Consider the following 17,487-nt stretch of genomic DNA (forward strand, 5'->3'; position numbering starts at 1 on the left):
TCTGGTCCGCGGCGTGTAGTGCCTGACGAGAACCCACGCCCTCTCCGTCACCGCACCGCACCTCCGCACAGCTGAATCGAGGCCACATCCCCATGCCCGTCGAATTCCTCGGCATCGCCGCAACCAACGAAGGCTCCGAAGTCACCGCGCGCAGCGGCGCCTCCTTCAACAAGGAGTACACGCTCCGGCTCGCCCGCGCCCACGAGGACCACGGCTGGGACCGGGTGCTGTTCGCATACGGTTCGGGCTCCCCCGACCCGTCCCCGGCCGCCGCGTACATCGCCGCGCACACGGAGAAGCTGCAGATCCTGGTCGCCCATCGGCCGAACGTCTCCTACCCCACGTTCGCGGCGAAGACCTTCGCGACGCTGGACCACATCAGCGACGGCCGCCTCGCCGTGCACTTCATCACCGGCGGCAACGATCACGAACAGCAGCGCGAGGGCGACTTCCTCACCAAGGACGAGCGGTACGCCCGTACCCGCGAGGCCATCCAGATCATCAAGAAGGCCTGGACCTCCCACGAGCCCTTCGACCACGAGGGCACGTACTACCGCTTCAACGACTTCGTCAGCGATACCTTCCCCGTCCAACAGCCGCACCCGCGCGTCTCGTTCGGCGGTTCGTCCCCGGCGGCGTACGAGGCCGGTGGCGCCGAGGCGGACATCTACTGCCTCTGGGGCGAGCCCCTGGCCCAGACCGCCGAGCAGATCGAGTCGGTCAAGACCGCGGCGAAGGCGGCGGGCCGCACGGACGTCCCCCAGATCCAGGTCGCCTTCCGCCCGATCATCGCGCCGACCGAGGAACTGGCCTGGGAAAAGGCACACGACACCCTGGCAAGGATCAGGACCCGCAGGTCCGGCGGCGGGCTCCTCAACCGCCGCTACCCCTTGAAGAACCCGGAGAACACGGGATCCCAACGCCTTCTGGCGGTAGCCGCCGAGGGCGACCGCCACGACCGCGCCCTGTGGACCCCGACGGCGGCGGAGACAGGCGGCGCCGGTAACTCGAACGCCCTGGTCGGCACCCCGGAAACAGTCGCCCAAGCCCTCCTCGACTACTACGACCTAGGCGTCAACATCCTCTCCGCCCGCGGCTACGACCTCCTCGACGACGCCATCGACTTCGGCCGCCACGTCATCCCGATAGTCCGCGAGGAGGTCGCGAAGCGAGACGCGACTCGAGAGGGCCACAGCCCCTCCGCCGCTTGAGAGGTGGGGTTCAAGGGGGCGCGACTTCAGGCGGGATTCAGGGGGCGCGCAACCCCAGGCAGGGATCCAAGGGGCGCACCTCCTGTCAGGGGTCCTAGCAGGGGTCCTGGGGCTCCGCCCCCGGGCGGGGCCTGGGGCGGAGCCCCAGAAGGACGGGCAGGGTAGGGGCGGAGGGGGTGAAAAAAACTCCCCCACTCCCCCACCCGCACCCCCAGACCAAACCCCACCCCCACCAAAGCTCACCCCACCGACGAGTACGCCACCACCCCCCGCAACAGCCCATCCACCGCCTTACGCGCGTTCTTCGCGACGGTCGATCCCGCCGCCGCCCCAGAAACAGGCGCAGCGGCCGAAATCTGCCCCAGCACGTCAATCACCTGCTTACACCACCGCACAAAGTCCCCCGCAGGCATCTCCGCCTCACGCAGCACCTCATCAAGCCCCTTGCCGGAGGCCCACTCGTGGGCGGCCCACGCGAACCCAAGATCCGGCTCGCGCTGTCCGACCCCCTCGGTCTGAGTGATCCCGAAGTCCTCCTCCAGGGCGTCGAGCCGCCCCCAGATCCGCACCATCTCCCCGAGCGCGGCCTTCGCCTTACCGGACGGCACCTTCGGCGCCATCGCGTCGTCGGCGACCCGGGACTCGTACACCAACGCCGAAACACAGGCGGCGAGTTCAGGCGGACTGAGCCCCTCCCAGACCCCGGCCCGCAGGCATTCACTGGCGAGCAGGTCGAGTTCGCCGTACAGCCGCGCGAGCCGCTTGCCGTGCTCGGTGACGTCGTTGCCACGCAGGTAGTCGAGCTCGGTGAGAAGCGCGACGATTCGGTCGAAGGTGCGTGCGATCGTGTTGGTCCGGCCCTCGATACGCCGCTCCAGCTGCGAGGTGTCACGCAACAGCCGGTGGTAGCGCTCGGCCCAACGGGCGTGGTCCTCACGGTCGCTGCACCCGTGGCAGGGATGCGCCCGGATATCCGAACGCAGCCGCGCGATCTCGCGGTCGTCGGCGGCCTCGGCCCGCTTCTTGCGGTGCCGGTCGGTGACGAGGTGCCCGGCCTTCGTGCGCAGCGCGGACGCCAGATCGCGACGCGACTGCGGTGAGCGCGCGTTGAAGGTCTTCGGGATCCGCATCCGCTCCAGCGCCTCGACCGGCACCGGAAAGTCCATCGAGGCCAGCCGCTTCACCTGGCGCTCGGCGGTGAGCACCAGCGGGCGCGGCCCGTCGTGCTGCTCGAAGCCCCGGTGGCCGTTCGACCGGCCGGCGGGCAGCCCTGGGTCCAGCACCAGCGCGAGACCCGCGTACTTGCCGGTCGGGACGTGGATGACATCACCGGGCTTCAGCTTCTCGAGCGCGACGGCCGCCTCCGCGCGCCGCTGCGCCGCACCCTGCTTGGCCAGTTCGGTCTCGCGGTCCTTGAGCTCGCGGCGCAGCCGCATGTACTCCTCGAAGTCCCCGAGGTGGCAGGTCATCGACTCCTTGTAGCCGTCGAGACCCTCCTCGTTGCGCTGCACCTGCCGGGAGATCCCGACGACCGACTTGTCGGCCTGGAACTGCGCGAAGGACGTCTCAAGCAGCTCGCGCGAGCGGTGCCGCCCGAACTGTTCGACCAGGTTGACGGCCATGTTGTACGACGGCTTGAAGCTGGAGCGCAGCGGGTACGTGCGGGTGCCCGCGAGTCCCGCCAGGTGATCGGGGCTGATGCCGCGCTGCCAGAGCACCACGGCGTGGCCCTCGACATCGATGCCACGGCGTCCTGCGCGGCCGGTCAGCTGGGTGTACTCGCCGGGTGTGATGTCGGCGTGCTGCTCGCCGTTCCACTTGACGAGCTTCTCCAACACCACCGAGCGGGCAGGCATGTTGATGCCCAGCGCGAGGGTCTCGGTCGCGAACACCGCCTTCACCAGGCCGCGTACGAACAGTTCCTCGACGACCTCCTTGAAGGTCGGCAGCATGCCCGCGTGGTGGGCCGCGATGCCGCGCTCCAGGCCCTCCAGGAACTCGTAGTACCCCAGGACGTGCAGGTCCTCGGTCGGGATGGAGGCCGTGCGCTCCTCTACGAGTTCGCGCACCCTCACGCGTGCGTCGTCGTCGTTCAGCCGCAGGCCCGCGTACAGGCACTGCTGAACGGCGGCCTCGCAGGCCGCGCGGCTGAAGATGAACGTGATGGCGGGCAGCAGCCCTTCGGCGTCCAGCCGCTCGATGACCTCGGGCCTGCTCGGCGTCCAGACCCGCGAGCGCTGTCTGCGCTCGCGCTCCCGGTCCGCGTCGCGCATCGCGCGGCCCCGTCTGCGGTCCTGGTACGAGGGGCGGCTCGCCTCCATCCGCGCCAGGCGCGTGAGGTCGGGGTTGACCGCCTTCTTGTGGCCCTCCCCCTCCTCGAAGAGGTCGTACATCCGCCGCCCGGCCAGCACATGCTGGAACAGCGGCACGGGCCGGTGCTCGGAGACGATCACCTGGGTGTCTCCGCGCACGGTGTCCAGCCAGTCGCCGAACTCCTCCGCGTTCGACACGGTCGCCGAGAGCGACACCAGGGTCACCGACTCGGGGAGGTGAATGATCACTTCTTCCCAGACGGCCCCCCGGAAACGGTCGGAGAGGTAGTGCACCTCGTCCATCACGACATAGCCGAGTCCGAGGAGGGTCTGCGAGCCCGCGTACAGCATGTTGCGCAGCACCTCGGTGGTCATCACGACCACCGGAGCTTCGGAGTTGACGCTGTTGTCACCGGTGAGCAGGCCGACCTTGTCCGCGCCGTAACGGCGGCAGAGGTCGGCGTACTTCTGGTTGGAGAGCGCCTTGATCGGCGTCGTGTAGAAGCACTTCTTGCCCTGCTGGAGGGCGAGGTGGACGGCGAACTCACCGACGATCGTCTTGCCCGAGCCGGTGGGTGCGGCGACGAGCACCCCCTTGCCCGATTCGAGGGCCCGGCAGGCCTCGATCTGGAAGGGGTCGAGGCCGAAGTCATACATCTCGCGGAAGCCGGCGAGAGCGGTGGCCTGCTCGACAGCGCGCTTCCGTGCTGCCGCGTACCGCTCGGCCGGAGAGAGTTCCTCTGTCATCGTGCTTTCGAGACTACCGGGAGCCACTGACAACACAACGATCAATATCCGGATCCACACCCGCGAAACCCGGAGGTCCCCGCAGCTCAGGCAATCGCCACCCGCACCGCACCGCGCACGCACTCCGCCGTGAGCGGCAGCGGCCCGAACGGCTCCCCGTCCGCGTACCCCGTGACACCGTCGGCGACCAGCGCGACCCTGGCCGCCCGGTACACGGTGACCTTGGGGTGATCGAGATGCGTGCCCCGGTAGACCTTCGGGAACACCTTGAGCAGTGTCGTACGACTGCAGTCCCCGACCACGGTCACGTCGAACAGTCCGTCGCCCAGGTCCGCGCCCGCGCAGATCTTCATACCGCCGCCGTACGACGATCCGTTGCCGACCGCCACAAGTGTCGCCTCGACCTCCTGGGCCTCGCCGTCGTCCAGCGTGATCCGGTAGGGGACGGGCTTGAAGGCGGCCAGTTCGGCGAGCATCGCGAGGTCGTACTTGAAGCGGCCGGCGGGCCAGCGCATGCGGTTGCCTCGGTCGTTGACCCGTGAGTCGAAGCCGGAGGCGAGAACGGTGCCGAACCAGGTGCCGCCCACCCTGCCCAGGTCGACGTCACGCAGCCGTTCGCTCTTGAGGGCCTCGGCGATCAGCCGCCCCGCGGCCGTCGGATCGCGTACGGGCAGGCCCAGGGCCCGCGCGAAGTCGTTCCCGGTACCCACGGCGACCAGGCCGAGCGGGGTGCGCGTCCCGGCGACGGCCTGCAGTGCCAGGTTGGCCATGCCGTCCCCGCCCACGGCGATCAGCGCGCCCGTTCCGTCCGCGACGGCGCCACGCGCACGCGTGAGGGCGTCCTCGGCGTTCTCCCCGAGGACCGTACGGACGGAGAATCCCGCCGCCCGCAAAGCAGAAGCGGCCGGCTGCGCCGCGTGGGCGCCCCGGCCGCGTCCCGCGGTGGGATTGACGAAGAGGGTGATCTCGCTGGTCACGAGCCCGACCCTATGATCTCTCCGCGCTTGATCAGGTCACGTCGTCATAACCGTTGACGCGCTCCGTGCTCGCCTGTTCGGGCAATGTCGCCCGGCTCGCCGACACCGTCTCGATCTCGCCGATGGCCTCGGGAGTGAGGTCCAGTTCGGAGGCCTCGTCGTCGGCCGGTCCCGAGGCGTCGCGCCGACGCCTGCGCCGGTCGTTCAGCAGCGAGAAGGCGACCGCGCCGAAGTACAGGATCCAGATCGGCCCGGCGAGCGCCAGCATGGTCAGCGGGTCGGTGCTGGGCGTGGCCACGGCCGCGAAGACCGTGATGCCCATGATCATGCCGCGCCACCAGCCGAGCATCCGCTTGCCGGTGATCGCCCCGGTGAGGTTGAGGAAGACCAGCAGCAGGGGCAGTTCGAAGGAGAGGCCGAAGACGAGCACCATGCGCGTGACGAGGTCGAGCAGGTCGTCCAGCGGCAGAAGGTTGGACGTCTGGTCGGGGGTGAATTCGAGCAGCACCTTCGCCGTGGTGGGCAGCACCGTGTAGGCGAAGTAGGCGCCGCCCAGGAAGAGCGGGGCGCCCGTGCCGACGAACGCGTAGGCGTACTTCCTCTCGTGCCGGTGCAGACCGGGGGCGACGAAGCCCCACAGCTGGTAGAGCCAGACCGGCGAGGCCAGCACGACACCGGCCGTCAGCGACACCTTCAGCGCCAGCGTGAAGGGGGTGAGCAGACCGTTGATGGTGATCTGCGCGCACGGCTCGGTCGACGACGACTTCGCCAACTGCTCGAAGCTCTGCTGGCAACCGACCGAGTCGAGGATCGGCCTGGTGATGAGATTGATGATGTCGTTGTAGAAGAAGGCGGCGACGACAGTGATAGCGACGATCGCCAGCATCGCCTTCGCAAGCCGGTTGCGGAGCTCACGAAGGTGTTCCGCAAGGGGCATCCGCCCCTCGGGATCCTTCTCCTTCTGGCGGGCAGGCTTCAGCAACCCACGTTCCCATCTCGTGCGGCGGGCCGGAGGTCACCGGCCCTGCGTCAGCGCTTGGTCGTCGAGTCCGTCGGCTCGGTGACCGGGCGGGAGCTGGTCACGTCGCCGGGCGCGGCCTGGATGGTGCGCTGGGCCGGGGGCTGCTCGTCGGTGGCCGGCGGGGCGGCCGGAGCGGCGCCCGTGTCCTGGCCCTCCGTCTTCATGGCCTTGGCCTCGCTCTTCAGGATGCGCGCGGACTTGCCGAGGGAGCGCGCCATGTCCGGAAGCTTCTTCGCGCCGAACAGCAGGATGATGACGACGAGGATGAGAATGATCTCGGGAGCTCCGAGCCTTCCGAACATAAGTCTTTACCTTCTCACCGAGGCGGCATGGATTGGGGGCTGTCCGATCGATCGGACATGTGTCCGACCGTCGCGCTGACAGCGATCGTAACGCTCAGGGGTAAACGCGGGGCAATCCCTGTGCGTACTCCCAGTTCGCGACCCGCGCCTCGTTTATCGGGGCCGCGACCAGCAGCGTACCTGCCGTTCCCGGAAAGGTGACAGGGCGAAAGCCACTCAAAGCGCGGCGAACCCACGACTCACAGGGCGTCCACGGAGCGAGCCGTGGTCACGGCCGCGCGCTCCAGGTCCTCGGCGGCTCTGTTGATGCGCTGTGCGGAATCGGACACCTGCCTGCCCAGACGCTCGGCTTCGAGGAAGACTCGGACAGCCAGCACGCCGAGGACGGCGATTCCCAGGAAACCCACAGCGATCGCAAACATCGGCCAGAACATGACACCGACCCTAGACGACCGTGGACGGCCTGGGGACCGCCCTCGACTTCCCCCAGGCCATCGGCTCAGACCGTCGAGTGCAGGCGCAGTGTCCGCACTCCGCCCCCGGTGAGGAGCTCGACGATGCGCTCACCGGCGGGCTTGCGGACGGCGGTGCCGCACTCCGGGCAGGTGAAGGAGTAGAAGGTGGTGCGACTGGATGCGCCGATGGCCAGCATCAGGGCGCTCGCCCTGAGCTCGAAATCGGTCCGGCAGTCGGGGCAGCCGGCCCTGAAGATCGTCTCGACCACCCTTCTCATCCCGGCGAAGGCCGTGACGACGGACACCTCCGGGACGCTCGAGGACGCACCGGCAGCCCGATCCGAGGCACCGGCCTTCCCAGCCACGCCAGTCTTCTCCGACACACCAGACATCGACGACGTGCTCAAAGCCCCTGCTCCTGCCTGTCGTACGGCTCGTCCTGAACTCCCCGAAGCCCGTCGTAGCCCGCGAGGGCCTCACGGGCCGCCTGCTGGGCGCTGTCCGCGAGATCCTGCGGTGACACGATCCGGCCGTCGCGGCCAAGGCGCAGCGCCAGTCTCCGCAACGACGTGGGATCGGGGGTCCGCAGGGTGATACGCAGTCCGCCGTCCGGCAGTTCGTCCGCGCTGTCGTGCGGGTAGTACTCGGCGACCCAGCGCCCGCCGGGCCCGACCTCGACGACCACCTCGGGGTCCTCGGCCGCCGGCTGCACCAGTCCTTCGGAGAGGTCCCGCATCTCGATCTCGGGCGGCGCGGACGGCTCGTCCAGGATGCGGATCTCGGCGACCCGGTCCAGCCGGAAGGTGCGGCGCGCCTCGGAACGGCGGCACCAGGCCTCCACATAGGTGTGACCGACGCTGACCAGGCGGATCGGGTCGATCTCACGCTCGGAGAGCTCGTCGCGCGAGGGCGAGTAGTAGCGGATCCACAGCCGGCGCCGCTCCGAGATGGCCCGGTCGACGTCCGCGAAGACCCCGCCCTCGGACTCGAAGGTGACCGAGAGCCGGGAGCTGGCTCCGGCCGCCTCGCCCGAGGCGGCCTCCACCTTGGCGGTGGCGCGCAGCAGCGCCTGCCGGTCGCCCTCGCGCAGTCCGGGCAGCGTGGACACCGCGCGGGCGGCCACGAGCAGCGCGGTCGCCTCGTCGGCGGCGATCCGCAGCGGCTCGGCCGCGTCCGCGCCGAGGGCACCGGGGTTGCGCCACCAGATCCGGTCGCCGTCGGTGTCGATGTCGAGCAGGTCACCGCCGCGGAAGCTGGTCCCGCACAGCGGCAGCACGTCGAGGTCGGAGATCAACTCGTCCTCGGTGATCCCGAAGGCCCGGGCTACATCGCTGACACGCGCGCCGGGGCGCTCACGCAGATACGTCACCAGGGAGAGCATCCGCCGGGTCTGGTCGATCGCGTTCGTGGGCCTGGCCGGTTTTCCTGCCACTTTCTTGACTTTCCCCTCAGCCCTTGGCCACGGCGCGCAGCCGGTCAACGACATCCGCCCGCAGCTCGGCCGGCTCCAGGACCACCACGTCTGGCCCGAACTCGACCAGCCAGGCGTCCAGACCGTGCCCGTACGGAATCTCCAACTCGTCCCAGCCGCCTCCGAGTTCCCGTACGGAGACGGCTTTTGCCCGCAGCGGGTAGCCGGCGCCGGTGCGCAGCCGGATCAGCGCGGAGCGGTCGGCGATCTCGCCCGCCCAGCCCGCGACCGTCTCGCGCACGGTGACGACGTCGGGCACGTCGGCGGTGTACCGGCCCGCCCGAGTGCGGACCTTGCCGGTGATCCGCGAGAGCCGGAAGACGCGCTCGGCTCCCCGGTCGCGGTCCCAGCCCGCCAGGTACCAGTGGCCGCGCCAGCATTCGAGGGCCCACGGTTCGACATGGCGGGGCTCGGGGCGTACGGCGGTGGCCTTGCGGTAGTCGAAGGCGACCGGGCGGTGGTCGCGGCAGGCGAGCATCAGCGGCTCGAAGGCGGCCTCGTGCACGGGAATGTACGGTTCCAGGGCGCCATGGGGCTCGTACGGGTCGACGTCCTCGGGCAGGCCGGCGGCGCGCAGCTTCTGCAGGGCACCGCTCGCGGCACCCGCGAGGCGGGCCTGCTGCCAGACCTTGGCGGCGAGGCCGAGGGCGGCGGCCTCCTCGGCGTCGAGCGTGATGGCCGGCAGCCGGTTGCTGTCACGGCGCGCGAGATAGCCGACCTCACCGTCGAGGTTCTCCACCGTCTCGATGACCAGGCCGAGTTCGCGCAGATCGTCCTTGTCGCGCTCGAACATCCTGTTGAAGGAGTCGTCCGAACTCGCCTCCAGATAGGCCTCGATGGACTCGCGCAGTTCGCGCTTGCTGAGCGGCCGCCGTGTCCCGAGCAGACACAGCGCCAGGTTCATCAGCCGCTCGGCCTTGGCAATGGCCATCGACGCCCTTCCTATGGTGCTTCCGACCGATGACCGTACCGCTCAGGAGTGTCGTGGCAAAAGCCGAGGCCCATGCCCGGACAGGCATGGGCCCCAGATGATCAAGTCCGGTCAGACCTCGCCAGATGATGTACGACGATCAGACCGCGACTCTGTCGATCAGACGCGACTCAGACCGCGACGAGGTCGCAGACGAAGATCAGCGTCTCGCCGGGACCGATCCGGCCACCGGCGCCGCGGTCGCCGTACGCGAGGTGCGCCGGGATGACCAGCTGGCGGCGGCCGCCGACCTTCATGCCCTGCACGCCCTTGTCCCAGCCGCTGATGACCTGGCCGACGCCGAGCTGGAACTCGAGCGGGGTACCGCGGTTCCAGGAGGCGTCGAACTCCTCGCCGGTGGAGAAGGCAACGCCCACGTAGTGGACCTTGACGAAGTCGCCAGCCTTGGCCACCGTCCCGTCGCCCTCCCAGATGTCCTTGATCTCGAGGTCCGCCGGGGGCTCGCCGCCCGGGAAGTCGATCTCGGGCTTCTCGATGCTCACGTCTCTAGCTCCTGCTTGTTCGCGTAAAGGCCTTTAAGCAACTCCGACAGTCTCACATCCCCGCAGGCGTTACATCTTCGCCAGGATGTCGACCGAGAACACCAGTGTGGAGTCCTTCTGGATGCCGCTGCCCTCCGGCGGGCTGTCGCCGTAGCCCAGGCTCGGCGGGACGACGATCAGGACGCGGCTGCCGACCTTCTTGCCCGTCAGGCCCTGGGCCCAGCCCTTGACGACCTGCGTGAGCGAGAACGACGTCAGCGCGTCCCTGCTGTACGTCGAGTCGAAGTCCTTGCCGTCGGCCCAGAGCACGCCCTTGTACTGCACCAGGACGGTGCTGTCGGCCGCGACCTCCGCGCCGTCGCCCTCGATGACGTAGTCCGCCACGAGCTTCGTCGGGGCGGCCGACTTCGGTACGTCGATGGAGGGGGCCTTGCCGTCGGTGTTGGTGCCGACCTTCGGGAGGTCGATGTTGTCCTGCGCGACCGTCTTGCCCTTGGCGGAGCTCTTGGAGTTGAACGTGTTCTGCACATCGACGACGAACACCAGGGTGTCGGTGCCCTTGATGCCCGCCTGCGTGTTCCCCTCCGTGCCATAGCCCCAGGTCGGCGGCACGGACAGCTCGACGCGGCTGCCGACCTTCTTGCCCACCAGGCCGTAGCGCCAGCCGTCGATGATGCCGCCCTGCGCGAGCTGGATGAGCAACGGCGTCTTGCGGTCGTAGGAGTTGTCGAAGACCTTCGCCGTCGCCCAGACCTGGCCGAGGTAGTGGGCCTCGATGTAGTCGTTCTCCGCGACCGTCTTGCCGCTGCCCGCGATGACCGTCTTGACGGCCAGGTCCTTCGACGGGTCGCCGCTGCCCTTGGCGACGGTCGGCTTCTCACCGAACTTCGCACCGGCCGTGATGGCCGGCAGCGGACCGTCGACGATCTTCGGCGGCGGCGCGGCCGAGCCGGAGGCCGAAGCCGACGGGCTGCTGCTGGACTCGGCCGTGTCCGACTTGCCGTCGTCACTGCATCCGGCGAGTGTGACAAGTCCAGCGGGTACGGCTAGAAGAAGTGAGCGTCGGCGCACGGTGGGGGCCCTCGTTCGGTCGATCTTGGTTGATGGCGTGCGCGCTACCTTACTGACGTTTGGGCACCGTCCGGAGTTCCGGCCCGCCCTGGATTACGGCCGGGGGCCAGGGCGTTGTCCCCCTGAACAGCGCTGTCGACGTGAGAAGGGCGCCGTACGGAAAACGTACGGCGCCCAGCGTTGCGCTCCGGAATCAAAGCCGGAACGCTCTACTCACATTCCCGCGATCAGCTTCTCCACCCGATCGTCGACACTGCGGAACGGGTCCTTGCACAACACAGTGCGCTGCGCCTGGTCGTTGAGCTTGAGATGCACCCAGTCGACCGTGAAATCCCGGCGCTGTTCCTGAGCGCGTCGGATGAAGTCGCCGCGCAGCCGAGCCCGAGTGGTCTGCGGGGGCACGGACTTGCCCTCGAAGATCTTCAAGTCGTTGCAGATACGGGCGGCTTGTCCCTTCCTCTCCAGGAGGTAGTAAAGACCTCGCCGACGGTGGATGTCGTGGTAGGCGAGGTCTATCTGCGCGACGCGCGGGTTGGACATGGTCATGTTGTGCTTCGCCCGGTACCGCTCGATGAGCTGGTACTTCATGACCCAGTCGATCTCGGTGCCGATCCGGTCGAGGTCCTCGGCCTCGATCGCGTCGAGTGTGCGGCCCCACAGTTCGAGGACCTGTTCGACAACTCCGGTGCGGATGCCGCGGCGCTCCACGAAGTCCACGGCCTTCTCGTAGTACTCGCGCTGCACGTCGAGGGCGGAGGCCTCCCGGCCACTGGCCAGACGCACCTTGCGCCGGCCCGTGATGTCGTGGCTGACCTCGCGGATCGCCCGGATCGGGTTCTCCAGGGTCAGGTCGCGCATCACCGTGCCCGCCTCGATCATGCGCAGCACCAGGTCGGTGGCGCCGACCTTGAGGAGCATGGTCGTCTCGGACATGTTCGAGTCGCCGACGATGACGTGCAACCTGCGGTAGCGCTCGGCGTCCGCGTGCGGTTCGTCGCGTGTGTTGATGATCGGCCGGGAGCGGGTCGTCGCGGAGCTGACGCCCTCCCAGATGTGCTCGGCACGCTGGCTGACGCAGTACACGGCACCCCGCGGGGTCTGCAGCACCTTGCCGGCACCGCAGAGCAGCTGCCTCGTCACGAGGAACGGAATGAGGATGTCTGCGAGCCGGGAGAACTCCCCGTGCCGGGCCACCAGATAGTTCTCGTGGCACCCGTAGGAGTTGCCTGCCGAGTCTGTGTTGTTCTTGAACAGGTAGACGTCGCCCGCGATTCCTTCCTCGTGCAGGCGTCGTTCGGCATCTACCAGGAGTCCTTCGAGAATGCGCTCGCCGGCCTTGTCGTGGGTGACCAGTTCGATCAGGTTGTCACATTCGGGTGTGGCGTATTCCGGATGTGATCCCACGTCGAGATAAAGGCGGGCACCGTTCCGCAGAAAGACATTGCTGCTGCGGCCCCATGACACGACACGGCGGAAGAGGTACCGCGCCACCTCGTCGGGAGACAGGCGGCGCTGTCCCCTGAACGTACACGTGACGCCGTACTCGTTCTCCAGCCCGAAAATGCGGCGGTCCATGACTGAACATTACGCCCGATCCACTGACCGCAAACGGGGTTCGACGGCACGGTTTGGATCATTTTCCGATGAGACCGCAACGACCTCCGTGTTCCCGGTAGCTGCGAGGACCCGCCCCGTGGCCAGCAGAACCACCAGCGCCGCGGCGCCCGCGGCACCCGGTACGGCGTAGCCCCACACCGCTCCGCCCCGCTCGACGACGGGGCCCGCCAGGCCCGTTCCGACGGACGCTCCCACGGTGAACGTGGTCACAAGCCAGGAGAACGCCTCAGTGACGGTGCCCTTGGGAGCGTGCCGGTCGACGAGCACGAAAGCGCACGCGATGCAGGGCGCCAGGAACACTCCGGCGAGGGCGGTGAGGGCCGTCATGGCGACCGGACCCGGCACCAGCAGCAGTGGCACATAACACACCGCCAGGAGCGCCACGAGCAGCCGCAGCCGCCGCTCGGGCGCACCCGTCCACTGCCGCGCGCCGTACACGGTGCCCCCGACGAGCGCACCGAGGCCGATGCCCGCCATCAGCCAGCCGTACACCGCGTCCCCGCCGTGGCTGTCGGAGTACGACACCGCGGCGACCGTGATCGACCCGAGCGCGATCCCGACGAACAGGAACGCGCCGAGCAGGGCCACCAGACCCGCCGAACGCAGCGCACCGAGCCAGTGCGCCTCCCGCGGCGCCGAGCGCCACGCGCGCGAGGGGGGCGACACGACTACGGAGAGGGCGCCCAGGACACCGATGACGTTCAGGACGAGCAGCGCGGCCTGGGCGGACCAGAGCGCCACGCACAGCGTCACCAGCAACGGCCCGACGGTGAACATGATTTCCTGCGCCACGGCGTCCATCGCGTACGCGGTGTGCACCTGCTCCTCCTTGCGGAGGACCGAGGGCCACAACGCCCGCAGACCGCCCTCCAGGGGCGGCGTGAAGAGCCCGGCGACCACCATGGCGACATAGGCGAGCGGCAGCGGGTCCGTACCCGAGAACGCGAAGAGCGCCATCCCGAGGGCCGAGACGAGCGCGGCCGGCAACTGGACACGCGGCTGCCCGTACAGGTCCACGAGCCGCCCGAGCAGCGGCTGCCCCACGGCATTGGCCACCCCGTACACGGCGGCCAGTGCACCCGCCATGCTGTACGTGCCACCCTCCGCGCGGATGAAGAGCACGACGGCGATGGCGGCGGTCGCGTTCGGCAACCGCCCTATGAGCGTCCCGGTGAGCAGCCGGGCCGCATGCCGCGCCCGGAGGATCTCCACATATCCCGCGGCCATGACGCGCCCTTCTCGTATATCCCGTGGCGTCCGAAGTTTTACGTATAACTTCCTCTCCCATACGTACCATGTGCGCAGTCCGCGAGTCCAGACGAGGGAGCAGGTCGACGGTGGCACGAGGTAGTACGCGCCCCACGAGCCGGGACGTCGCCCAGGCCGCCGGGGTCTCCCAGGCCGCCGTCTCGCTGGTGCTCGGTGACAAGTGGCGCGGCCGGGTCTCCGAAGCGACGGCCGAACGGGTCCGCGAAGCCGCCCAGGAGCTCGGCTACCGCCCGAACCTGGCCGCCCGCAACCTGCGCCTCGGCCGCACCCGCACCGTCCTCCTCGTGGTTCCCGCCCTGACCACCGAGTTCTTCGCGGGCGTCTACACGGGAGCCGCCCGAGTGGCCGCCGAGCACGGTTTCGGAGTCGTCCTCTACCCCTCCCCCGAGGGCATCGGCCCCGCCCGCGACCCCTTCGGCTCGGCACGCGCCGCCCTGGACGGCGTGATCGCCTCCTCCATGGCCGCCGACGCCCTCACCGCGATCCGCGGCGACCAGCTCCCCCTGGTCATGCTCGACAGCAATCCCGAGGGCAGCCTCGGCTCGGCAACCGTCAACCTCGACATCAAGGACGGCGTACGCCAGGTCGCCGAACACCTCCTGGCCCTGGGCCACCGCCACTTCCTGCACCTGGCGGCCGACATCCCCTCCTGGACCTTCGAGATCCGCGCCCAGGAACTCACCACACGCCTGGCCGAGGTCCCCGGCACACACCTGCGCACCGCCCGCGCCCCGCTCTCCATCGAGGGCGCCCTGAAGGCCGCCGAGACCGCCCTGGCAGCCCCCGGCCCCCGCCCCACCGCCCTGGTCTGCGACGACGACAACCTCGCGGCCGGCGCCTACAAGGCGGCCCGCCGCCTGCGCCTCCACATCCCCGACGACCTCTCCATCACCGGCCTGGACGACCTGGCCCTGGCCAGAGCCATCGACCCCGAACTGACCACAGTCCACCTGAACGCCGAACTCTTCGGCGAACGCGGCATGCAGGCCCTCCTGGCCGTCCTGGAGGGCCACACCCCCCTCCAAGGCGACATCCCAGTACAACTGGTCGTAAGAGGCTCCACAGCCCCACCACGTCGCCCTTAGGCCCTCAGGCCCCCGCACCCGCAAGGCGAGAGGCCCGGCAGCCGCCCACCGGCGGAAGGGGCCGGGGGCCGGTACATCAAATGCCCGTCGCGTACGTGGTCACACCGAGGCCAAGCCCTACAACAAACAAAAGTGCCCGTCGGCGACGGGCGGATGTACCGGCCACCGGCCCCGTCCCCCCACCGGCCCGCAGGCGCAAACGACGAGCGTCAGAAAACCACGCAGCCCCGGCCACCAAGGACCGGGGCACGCGATGATCAGGATGAAGACGAGGAAGACGAGGTCACTCGTCGTCCTCAGGATCCTCCGCCTCCGTAGCCGTCGACGCCCCATCCGCCTCAAGCAGCCGAGCCAACTGCCGCCCAACGATCCGCTTGAACTTCCGCTGCTGCGGCCGCGTCCGGTCCAGAATCGCAACCTCGAGCCGCTCCGCAGGAATCTCCCGCTCCCCCCCGTTCGCCTCACGCGACAGGGACTGCACGGCCAGCTTCAACGCCTCGGCAAGCGACATGCCATCTTCATGCCGCTGATCCAGATACGTACTGATCTGCTCGGCATTGCCACCCACCGCGACCGACCCGTGCTCATCCACGATCGACCCGTCGTGCGGCAGCCGGTAGATCTGATCGCCCTCGGGGGTCTCCCCCACCTCGGCGACCACGAGCTCCACCTCATACGGCTTCTCGGCCGCACTGGAGAAGATCGTGCCCAGCGTCTGGGCATAAACGTTGGCAAGGCCGCGGGCGGTCACATCGGCACGGTCATAGGTGTAACCCCGCATATCGGCATAGCGCACACCGCCGATCCGCAGATTCTCGTACTCGTTGTATTTGCCGGCGGCGGCAAAGCCGATCCGGTCATAGATCTCGCTGAACTTGTGCAGCGCACGGGACGGGTTCTCGCCGACGAACACGATGCCGTCGGCGTACTGCAGCACAACGAGGCTGCGACCACGGGCGATGCCCTTGCGGGCGTATTCCGCCCGGTCGGCCATCGCCTGCTGGGGTGAGACATAGAACGGCGTCGACACCGGCTATCCGTCCCTTTCTGTCGAAGTCACTGGATCACTTGCCAAGAAGTCGCTGTCGGAGCAGCTGCCGAGAAGTCGCTGTCATAGCAACTACCAGGCAGCCACTGCCGGGCAGCCCACTGTCAGAGCAGCGCTGCCCGTGGGCCATCGGGCTGCTCAAGGCGCCGCTCCAGGATCGAGCGGGCGATCTCGGAGGACTCCTCGTCGCCCAGACGGCGGAATCCGCCCTCGGTGATCACGGTGACGATCGGGTAGATCCGGCGGGCGACGTCAGGACCACCGGTCGCAGAGTCGTCGTCTGCCGCGTCGTACAGGGCCTGGACCACGAGAGTCGTGGCCTCCGCTTCGGCCAGGTCCTTGTGGTAGAGCTTCTTCATGGCGCCGCGCGCGAAGACGGAGCCGGAGCCGGTGGCGGCGAAGCCGTGCTCCTCGGAGCGGCCGCCGGTGACGTCGTAGGAGAAGATGCGGCCCCTCTCACGGTCCACGTCGTAGCCCGCGAAGAGGGGAACCACGGCGAGGCCCTGCATGGCCATGCCGAGGTTCGAACGGATCATCGTGGACAGGCGGTTGGCCTTGCCCTCCAGGGAGAGCGTGGCGCCCTCCACCTTCTCGAAGTGCTCCAGCTCCAGCTGGAACAGCTTCACCATCTCGACGGCCAGACCCGCCGTACCGGCGATGCCCACCGCCGAGTACTCATCGGCCGGAAAGACCTTCTCGATGTCTCGCTGCGCGATGACATTTCCCATGGTGGCTCGCCGGTCACCGGCGAGAACCACACCGCCGGGGAACGTGACGGCCACGATGGTCGTGCCGTGCGGGGCCTCGATGACGCCCTGAATCGGCGGCAGCTGCCGCCTGCCGGGGAGCATGTCGGGCTGGTGGTCGGACAGGAAGTCCATGAAGGACGACGATCCGGGCGTCAGGAAGGCAGCCGGCAGACGCCCGGTGCTACGAGGGTTGGCTTCCACGCGATTCCTTCCACGTAGGCTGCGGCCCGCCGTGGACGGCCGAGCCGATCATCAAATCTGTGCACGGACCATACCCGCGCGAACGCCGATCATCCGTCCCGGCGCCGACCCGCTGGATCAGGCCGACTCCGGGGCGGACAACGGGCGTTACTCTCCGCCCTTTTGAACGAAGGACCTCACGAAGTCCTCAGCGTTCTCTTCGAGCACATCATCGATTTCGTCGAGGACGGAGTCCACGTCGTCGCTCAGCTTCTCCTGGCGCTCCTTGAGGTCCTCGGAACCCTGCGCGTCCTGCGCCTGCTCCTCGGCCTCCTCGGTGGAACGCGTGGCCTTCTGCTGTCCGCCGTCGGTGTCCTTGGTCGCCATAAACCCTCACCCCGCTCGGTTCGACGTTCTTGATCAGACCCTACAAGCAGGGTCCGACATCGGCCCCGCAGTTGCTACAACGTCCGGGAGCCACCTCGATGATTCCCGGACA

17 protein-coding genes and 1 pseudogene are annotated in these 17,487 nt (G+C 68.7%); 2 read left to right on the plus strand and 16 right to left on the minus strand.

The window, feature by feature from the left end:
* Positions 1-92: 92 nt before the first annotated feature.
* Positions 93-1,211, plus strand: coding sequence for an LLM class flavin-dependent oxidoreductase (locus AB0N66_RS16870; protein ID WP_365434688.1), 1,119 nt, complete (start codon positions 93-95; stop codon positions 1,209-1,211).
* A gap of 239 nt (positions 1,212-1,450) precedes the next feature.
* On the opposite strand, the gene AB0N66_RS16875 is transcribed toward AB0N66_RS16870, so the two are convergent.
* From AB0N66_RS16875 to AB0N66_RS16930, 12 genes are all read right to left on the minus strand, one after another.
* Positions 1,451-4,315 carry a DEAD/DEAH box helicase gene (locus tag AB0N66_RS16875; RefSeq protein ID WP_365434691.1) on the minus strand — a complete coding sequence of 955 codons (2,865 nt, stop codon included), beginning with the start codon at positions 4,313-4,315 and terminating at the stop codon, positions 1,451-1,453.
* Between the two features lie 41 nt (positions 4,316-4,356).
* Positions 4,357-5,247: a diacylglycerol kinase gene (locus tag AB0N66_RS16880; RefSeq protein WP_365434694.1), complete on the minus strand. Its 891-nt coding sequence runs from the start codon at positions 5,245-5,247 to the stop codon at positions 4,357-4,359.
* Between the two features lie 31 nt (positions 5,248-5,278).
* Positions 5,279-6,229, minus strand: coding sequence for a twin-arginine translocase subunit TatC (gene tatC / locus AB0N66_RS16885; RefSeq protein ID WP_365434697.1), 951 nt, complete (start codon positions 6,227-6,229; stop codon positions 5,279-5,281).
* A gap of 47 nt (positions 6,230-6,276) precedes the next feature.
* On the minus strand, positions 6,277-6,570 hold the full coding sequence (gene tatA / locus AB0N66_RS16890) for a Sec-independent protein translocase subunit TatA (protein WP_365434700.1): 294 nt from the start codon (positions 6,568-6,570) through the stop codon (positions 6,277-6,279).
* Positions 6,571-6,809: 239 nt separating this feature from the next.
* Positions 6,810-7,004: a hypothetical protein gene (locus AB0N66_RS16895; RefSeq protein WP_365434703.1), complete on the minus strand. Its 195-nt coding sequence runs from the start codon at positions 7,002-7,004 to the stop codon at positions 6,810-6,812.
* A gap of 65 nt (positions 7,005-7,069) precedes the next feature.
* Positions 7,070-7,408 carry a hypothetical protein gene (locus tag AB0N66_RS16900; RefSeq protein WP_365434706.1) on the minus strand — a complete coding sequence of 113 codons (339 nt, stop codon included), beginning with the start codon at positions 7,406-7,408 and terminating at the stop codon, positions 7,070-7,072.
* Between the two features lie 20 nt (positions 7,409-7,428).
* Entirely contained in the window at positions 7,429-8,457 is a 1,029-nt protein-coding gene (locus AB0N66_RS16905) for a WYL domain-containing protein (RefSeq protein ID WP_365434709.1), read from the minus strand.
* A gap of 16 nt (positions 8,458-8,473) precedes the next feature.
* Entirely contained in the window at positions 8,474-9,427 is a 954-nt protein-coding gene (locus AB0N66_RS16910) for a WYL domain-containing protein (RefSeq protein ID WP_365434712.1), read from the minus strand.
* A 170-nt stretch (positions 9,428-9,597) separates the two neighbouring features.
* On the minus strand, positions 9,598-9,969 hold the full coding sequence (locus AB0N66_RS16915) for an FKBP-type peptidyl-prolyl cis-trans isomerase (protein ID WP_365434715.1): 372 nt from the start codon (positions 9,967-9,969) through the stop codon (positions 9,598-9,600).
* A 69-nt stretch (positions 9,970-10,038) separates the two neighbouring features.
* The gene (locus AB0N66_RS16920; RefSeq protein WP_365434718.1) at positions 10,039-11,040 is read right to left on the minus strand and encodes an FKBP-type peptidyl-prolyl cis-trans isomerase; all 1,002 of its coding nucleotides are present in this window, start codon (positions 11,038-11,040) and stop codon (positions 10,039-10,041) included.
* A 213-nt stretch (positions 11,041-11,253) separates the two neighbouring features.
* Complete coding sequence (gene pafA, locus AB0N66_RS16925; RefSeq protein WP_365434721.1) at positions 11,254-12,615, minus strand: Pup--protein ligase; 1,362 nt, start codon at positions 12,613-12,615, stop codon at positions 11,254-11,256.
* A 9-nt stretch (positions 12,616-12,624) separates the two neighbouring features.
* Positions 12,625-13,884, minus strand: a complete 1,260-nt coding sequence (locus tag AB0N66_RS16930; protein ID WP_365434724.1) for an MFS transporter — start codon at positions 13,882-13,884, stop codon at positions 12,625-12,627.
* A gap of 110 nt (positions 13,885-13,994) precedes the next feature.
* On the opposite strand from AB0N66_RS16930, the gene AB0N66_RS16935 reads away from it, so the two are divergent.
* A complete protein-coding gene (locus AB0N66_RS16935) occupies positions 13,995-15,011 on the plus strand; it encodes a LacI family DNA-binding transcriptional regulator (protein WP_365434727.1) in 1,017 nt (338 codons plus the stop codon).
* A 283-nt stretch (positions 15,012-15,294) separates the two neighbouring features.
* Here AB0N66_RS16935 and prcA read toward each other — a convergent pair whose 3' ends face one another.
* The 4 genes and pseudogenes from prcA to AB0N66_RS16955 all read right to left on the minus strand — a co-directional run bounded on the left by prcA (position 15,295) and on the right by AB0N66_RS16955 (position 17,375).
* Positions 15,295-16,041 (minus strand): proteasome subunit alpha, encoded by a 747-nt coding sequence (gene prcA / locus AB0N66_RS16940; RefSeq protein ID WP_365434730.1) that lies wholly within the window; start codon positions 16,039-16,041, stop codon positions 15,295-15,297.
* Positions 16,042-16,163: 122 nt separating this feature from the next.
* A complete protein-coding gene (prcB, locus tag AB0N66_RS16945) occupies positions 16,164-16,979 on the minus strand; it encodes a proteasome subunit beta (protein WP_365435266.1) in 816 nt (271 codons plus the stop codon).
* A pseudogene (locus AB0N66_RS16950) lies at positions 16,961-17,041 on the minus strand (recombination endonuclease VII); the annotation flags it as partial. The gene prcB and the pseudogene AB0N66_RS16950, both read right to left, overlap by 19 nt.
* A 115-nt stretch (positions 17,042-17,156) precedes the next feature.
* The gene (locus tag AB0N66_RS16955; RefSeq protein WP_365434733.1) at positions 17,157-17,375 is read right to left on the minus strand and encodes a ubiquitin-like protein Pup; all 219 of its coding nucleotides are present in this window, start codon (positions 17,373-17,375) and stop codon (positions 17,157-17,159) included.
* Positions 17,376-17,487: the final 112 nt, after the last annotated feature.

The organism is Streptomyces sp. NPDC093544 (genome assembly GCF_040683495.1).
GTDB lineage: Bacteria > Actinomycetota > Actinomycetes > Streptomycetales > Streptomycetaceae > Streptomyces.

Coding starts and splice junctions, on each gene's coding strand:
- AB0N66_RS16870 (WP_365434688.1), top strand. CDS start 93: ATGCCCGTCGAATTCCTCGGCATCGCCGCAACCAACGAAGGCTCCGAA.
- tatA (WP_365434700.1), bottom strand. CDS start 6,570: ATGTTCGGAAGGCTCGGAGCTCCCGAGATCATTCTCATCCTCGTCGTC.
- AB0N66_RS16895 (WP_365434703.1), bottom strand. CDS start 7,004: ATGTTCTGGCCGATGTTTGCGATCGCTGTGGGTTTCCTGGGAATCGCC.
- AB0N66_RS16910 (WP_365434712.1), bottom strand. CDS start 9,427: ATGGCCATTGCCAAGGCCGAGCGGCTGATGAACCTGGCGCTGTGTCTG.
- pafA (WP_365434721.1), bottom strand. CDS start 12,615: ATGGACCGCCGCATTTTCGGGCTGGAGAACGAGTACGGCGTCACGTGT.
- AB0N66_RS16930 (WP_365434724.1), bottom strand. CDS start 13,884: ATGGCCGCGGGATATGTGGAGATCCTCCGGGCGCGGCATGCGGCCCGG.
- AB0N66_RS16955 (WP_365434733.1), bottom strand. CDS start 17,375: ATGGCGACCAAGGACACCGACGGCGGACAGCAGAAGGCCACGCGTTCC.